Genomic DNA, 5,586 nt, shown 5'->3' with positions numbered 1-5,586 from the left:
TACAATTCTTGCAGACAGGGGCTTTAAAAGTGTTGATTTATTTCAACTTATAGATAAAACTTTAAAATTTAAATATTGTATTAGATGTACAAAGGATAAGAAAAATAAAATAATTAGAGCCACAAAGACACTAAAAGGGAATCAAGTTAGAATTTACAGTCTTTTTAGATCTGGCATTAAATGGTTTAACAGATGCTATAATTCCCTGAAAAGCCACTACTATTTAAAGATTGTTTTTACATTATATGAATCTTAATTACTTTTATTTACATTGACACAAAGCACTGTCATAAGTATAAATCTCTGTTTACATTTTAATCAATTTATTCAGTAATAATGAACTTAAAACACAGTTAAATTATAGAATACATAAATTAACACCAACTATTGTATCCACTGGAATTTCATATAAATTTACTGTTCGTAGGTCAGGAGGCTATATTCCTCATGTAGTTTCCAGAAGACAAGAAAAAAAGAATATGGAGAACAATCCAGCTTACAAAGCTCGTCGTTGGGTAGTAGAAGTAACCCATTCATGGATGAATCGTTTTAGAAAATTGCTTGTTCGATTTGAGAAAACAGATGCAGCCTATTTTGGAGCTTATTAAGCTTGCCTGTGCTTTTATCACTTTCAGAAAGATTAAAATAATTTAGGGATAAGCTCTAAGTGTAATAAAATATAGTTCTAGTAAAAAAATATTTTTACTAGAACTTAAGTGCTAAATCTCTGACATAAGAATATTAAAATTGATTTTAAATATTATTTATGTTAATATAATATTTATAATATGCATCAGTAGCTCAGTTGGATAGAGCAGTTGGCTACGAACCAGCGTGCCGGGGGTTCAAGTCCTCTCTGATGCACCAGAAACCGTTGAAAACACTAAGTTTCAGCGGTTATTATTTTGTCTTGAATTAAATTTTACCCCTCTTTTTACCCCTTATAGTTTTTTATAAAATAAAAGAAGGATTATTTCCTCCTCATACTTGCATATAAATCATTCAATTTTGATACTGCCTTTACCTTCATATCATCCAATACGTGTGTATATGTATCTAAAGTTATAGAAATATTACCATGTCCCAGTAACTCCTGTACTGTTTTAGGATTTTCACCTAATTCAAATAATCTAGTGGCAAAGGTATGTCTTAAATCATGGAATCTTCTATCCGGAAGACCAATGTTTTCAAGTACCTTCTTTAGCTTTTTACGAACATTGCTGCTATCTAAATGCTTGCCAAACTCATTACAAAACACAAGGTTATTATCTTCATATAAATTAGCCAATTTAAATTTTAATTTCTTTTGCTGTAGTTTATATTGTTTTAATTTAGGTATTAGATGTTCTGGCATAGGTACAACCCTAACAGCGTTACTTGTTTTAGGCGTTTGGGTAATGCTTTCATATGTGCCATTATCAATATTTCTAACACTTTTAAAAGACTTATTTACTCTAATACATGAGTTATTAAAGTCTACATCCTTCCAAGTAAGAGCAAATAATTCTCCCTGTCTTAGTCCAGTATCAAGGGCGGTAAGAAAAAGCATCTCCAAAGGTTCTCCTTCTATGGTCTCAATAAATTTCATTTGTTCATCCATGGTAAATGGCCTTACATCATTAATTTTTTTTAATTTCTTTTGCTCATTGTCTTGTGGTAATACTATGGCTCTTGAAAAGTCTTTTACAATCCTATTACTATCATAGGCATATCTAATGGCCGGAGCTATTAACTTATGAAGGTTCTTTATGGCTGCTATACTTTTCCCTGATGCCACCAACTTTTTATAATAATCCTGTATATCTAGTGGGGTCAAGTCTTTTAATTTAATATCATAAATAGGACTATCATCAATATAATTCCTGAATACACTGTCATACCTCTCTCTAGTGGATGGCTTTTTGTTTACTAGATGTGTATTATACAGCCATTCCTTTATAAATGCCCCAAAGTATTCTCTATTATCAGTAATACCATTATCAAGCTCATTTACAGCACTTTTTATTTTAGCATTAAGCTCTTTGACAGTGGAGCTATACATATCTTTAGGCTTTTTTAAATTCTTATGTCTTAACCTGTAAAAGTAATATTCCTTGCCATTGATTTTTCTTTTTCTATATGTGGTTTTAGCCATAGTCTTACTCCTTTCAAAATAAATTATGTGCAATGTGCAAGATATGCAAGTGTATTTTTTGATTTTTGTTTTTTTATCTGTACTATCTGTACTATCTGTACTAATTGAGTATTTTCAAGGGTTTAAAGGCAGTACAGATTGAATTTATAACAGTACACATTCTGTACTTTATCTTAATTATCATAAAAAATATTGGCATTTAAGGTAAATTAGGATTTCTAATAAATCTGGAGATGATTTCTTTAGGTTCTTCATCTATTAAACCATATCTTATTAAATAATTATTGAACAGTTCATTTAATATATTATTAACCCTTTTAGTTTTTTCATCTTTTAAATTATAAAGCTTATAAAAGTCCTTATTTTTAATAAGTTTATCACTAACTACAAAGCTCTCGTTTGATAAATTATGCAACTCCCACATTAATTCTCTATAAAGTTCTAAATTGTTATTTAAAGTTTTAATGACTACATCACTATTTTTTAAACTACTAGGTTTATAAAATTCTCCTATTAGTATGTTATACATAGAATTTAAAGTGTCTAAAATTTTTTCTTTATACTGTGGATTTTCATTTATAAGATTAGTTATCTCTTTTAAAGAATGTATATTTCTCTCTTCTTCAGTGGCATATGAAACAAATTTACTTATATCAATGTCTAAAAATTTGCACAACTTTAGCAATATTTCTATTCCAGGATTTTTATCTACACCTCTTTCTAATCTACTGATATAACTTGCATTAACTCCTGAAAGTTCTGAAAGTTTTCTAATACTTAATTTTTTTTTAATCCGAGCATTTTTTAAATCTTCATTTAATTCCATAGCAGTGTCCTTTCTATTTTTATCGTGTATCTTTAATATACACTACTATTATAAAACATATGTAATGATAAATATATTCCTTTTTAAAAAACATTAAAATCTATAAGAAACTAAAGATTTAATTAGGATTTATTGTATAAATTGATTAAATGACGATAATTAATTTTGTGTCTTTAGTACACATATATTATAATAATAGTGTGTACTAAGAATACGAGGTGATATTTATGAATAATGAAATGAGAAAAATTAGAAAAGAAAAAATGCTTAGTTTTAGAGATTTAAGCAAATTAACGGGGGTAAGCTTCTCATATTTATGTAAGTTGGAGAATGGTAAAGCTAAAAATCCAAGAGAAGGTATTAAAATTCTTATTGCTAAAGGGTTAAAAGTAAAAATATGTGATTTGTTTTTTTAGAATCAAAGGTCGACAGATTTGTTAAAGTTAGAATACTAAGGAGGTACAAGCATGAACAAGCTAATATTTTTACAATCTGACAACTTTGGTAATACAAAATGTGATTTTTATAGGAATAATCAGGTCAAATATCAGCATAAGGTTAAAATTAGCTGCTTAATTTTAAAAATGAAGGAGGATAAATAATGCTAGAATTCATGCCGCCAGACAACATCAAAAAAATAGATAGAGCCATAAAAGCTCTAAGGGTAATTATACCAAAAGACAGTGATAAGGATAGAAAAATACACCAGGATGTACTTAATAAGTTATTAAATAAAGGGGATTTGGACTGATGGAAAAATATAAATCTATTGATGGCTTCAAGGGTAATACGAAAAAGGTTATATTGGTTAGTCCAATAGAAGCTATGGAGATTCTGGGAGTTGGTAGAAACACAATGTATGAAAATTTATTAAAAAGAAAGGATTTTCCGTCATTCAAGCTAGGCACAAAATATTTTATAAATGCCGAATTACTTCAAGAATGGGCAAATAAGCAATGCGGTAAAAAGTAGGTGAAAATGAGGTGACGGGAAAAGAATTTACTTCAATGATAGAGAAAACTTTATTCCCAACAATTCCTCTTGTGAATTATTCAAAGATTCCAATATTTCCATGGAAGAATAATGACTTTTGGATTAATAATACCAAGGAACTTGAAGTTTTAGAATCTATATACAAGAGAGAGGTCAATGGGGAAATAAAGGGCGGTAATTTAACAGGAATGTCACTAATATGCGGTAAGGACAGTGGCATCATGGTTATAGACATTGATTACAACCATAACAATGTTAATGGATATGATAGCTTTAATGATTTTATAAAAGATTTCCCTGCAGAGCAAAAAGAAGTTATATATAATACTTTCAACGTTGAAACTCCAAGGGGAGGTATGCATTTATATTTTCATTATAGAGAAGGATTGAAAAGCAAGGCCAATTATATACCTGGTGTGGATATAAGGACTGATGGTGGTTTAGTAGTAATACCTGATAGCAGAGTGAGAGTTAATGGAGAAGTTAAAGGATATAAAGCAGCAGGACAAGCTATTTATGATATGCCACAGATGCTCTTTGATAAATTAATAGGACTGGATAAAGTGTATCAGAAAAATATAAATACTATGCCCAGTAAATCTTATAGCGGAACTTCTATTATGGCACAGAGTAAATATTATAGGGCGGTAAATGAAGGTGATAGGGACACATCATTAATAAGTTGGCTAGGCTTAATGATTAAAAATAACCCTAATATGAGGACTAAGGAAGCTCTATTGCCCAATGCCATTACATACAATAGGAGTTGGTTTACTCCACCACTAAGTAATGAAGAAGTGGAAAAAAAGGTTGATAGTATTCTTAAATATGCCTTTCCTCCTTATTGTGACAGTAAGGGCAATATTGATAATTGGAGTTTAGTTCAACATATTATTAAGGAGCAGCCAAGTTATACAAAGGGTAACCTATGGTATTTATATAATCCTGAAAAAGGATTTTATGATTATATGGAACTAAGAGAAGTGCAAAAAATGTTCTTCAAATATGCAATAAATAATAAGGACAAGACGGTCACAAAGTCAAAAAACTTTGCAGAGTTATTAATGCTAAATAGTGAAGATGCAAGGAATACTCATGATGAAAAAAGATATATAAACTGCCTTAATGGTGTAGTTGACATAGAAACAGGACAGTTATTGCCCCACGACCCTAAATATAAGCTGGAGGTTCAATTCCATGCTAATTATGTGGAAGACTGGAAAGAGCAATTCAATAATTCAGAATTTAGAAAGTTCTTAGAAAGTACGCTGGATAAAGGCAGCATACTAACACTTCAAGAATCCTGGGGGCTTATGCTATCTCCACACAGCAGAGAAGTACAGCAGTGTTTCATATATAAAGGTGAGGGAAGCAATGGCAAAAGTGCTGCATTTGATATACAAGAAGCTCTAATATGTGCCAATAGGTATATTTGTACCATTGGACTGGGTGATTTTGGAGAACCTTTTGTAATATCTATGGCCGAAGGAAAGCACGTAAATATAGTTAGAGATGATGAACTTTCAGGAAAAACAGTTCATAAATTTTTTAAATCAATGTGTTGTGGTGAGCCTGTATTAGTAAATAGGAAAAATAAGGATTTAGTTAGAATGGGTTTTAACATAGCTATGTT

The 5,586-nt window shown here is 30.1% G+C and carries 7 protein-coding genes, 1 tRNA gene and 2 pseudogenes; 8 read left to right on the top strand and 2 right to left on the bottom strand.

All coding sequences use genetic code 11. The features are described 5' to 3' along the window. The 3 genes and pseudogenes from V7Q02_RS15815 to V7Q02_RS15805 all read left to right on the top strand — a co-directional run. Positions 1–256: pseudogene (locus V7Q02_RS15815) on the top strand (hypothetical protein); the annotation flags it as partial. Positions 257–437: 181 nt separating this feature from the next. Then, positions 438–578, top strand: a pseudogene (locus V7Q02_RS15995) (IS5/IS1182 family transposase); the annotation flags it as partial. Between the two features lie 212 nt (positions 579–790). Next, positions 791–867: transfer RNA gene (locus V7Q02_RS15805), tRNA-Arg, on the top strand. A gap of 103 nt (positions 868–970) precedes the next feature. Here the strand turns inward: V7Q02_RS15805 and V7Q02_RS15800 are convergent. Then, the gene (locus V7Q02_RS15800; protein WP_333862044.1) at positions 971–2,134 is read right to left on the bottom strand and encodes a tyrosine-type recombinase/integrase; all 1,164 of its coding nucleotides are present in this window, start codon (positions 2,132–2,134) and stop codon (positions 971–973) included. A 199-nt stretch (positions 2,135–2,333) separates the two neighbouring features. Then, positions 2,334–2,960, bottom strand: coding sequence for a helix-turn-helix domain-containing protein (locus V7Q02_RS15795; protein WP_333862043.1), 627 nt, complete (start codon positions 2,958–2,960; stop codon positions 2,334–2,336). 227 nt (positions 2,961–3,187) lie between these two features. Between V7Q02_RS15795 and V7Q02_RS15790 the strand changes: the two genes are divergently transcribed. From V7Q02_RS15790 to V7Q02_RS15770, 5 genes are all read left to right on the top strand, one after another. After that, the gene (locus V7Q02_RS15790) at positions 3,188–3,376 is read left to right on the top strand and encodes a helix-turn-helix transcriptional regulator (RefSeq protein WP_333862042.1); all 189 of its coding nucleotides are present in this window, start codon (positions 3,188–3,190) and stop codon (positions 3,374–3,376) included. Positions 3,377–3,427: 51 nt separating this feature from the next. Next, a complete protein-coding gene (locus V7Q02_RS15785) occupies positions 3,428–3,562 on the top strand; it encodes a hypothetical protein (protein WP_333862041.1) in 135 nt (44 codons plus the stop codon). Then, entirely contained in the window at positions 3,562–3,711 is a 150-nt protein-coding gene (locus V7Q02_RS15780; RefSeq protein ID WP_333862040.1) for a hypothetical protein, read from the top strand. Before V7Q02_RS15785 ends, V7Q02_RS15780 begins: the two co-directional genes overlap by 1 nt. Next, positions 3,711–3,932, top strand: a complete 222-nt coding sequence (locus V7Q02_RS15775; protein ID WP_333862039.1) for a helix-turn-helix domain-containing protein — start codon at positions 3,711–3,713, stop codon at positions 3,930–3,932. Before V7Q02_RS15780 ends, V7Q02_RS15775 begins: the two co-directional genes overlap by 1 nt. Before the next feature lie 11 nt (positions 3,933–3,943). Beyond that, the coding region (locus V7Q02_RS15770; RefSeq protein WP_333862038.1) for a bifunctional DNA primase/polymerase at positions 3,944–5,586 on the top strand (1,643 nt) is incomplete at its 3' end.

The sequence above is a fragment of the Clostridium sp. genome (assembly GCF_036781005.1).
Classification (GTDB): Bacteria; Bacillota; Clostridia; order Clostridiales; family Clostridiaceae; genus Clostridium_B.
This window is presented reverse-complemented; position numbering and strand designations above follow the sequence as displayed.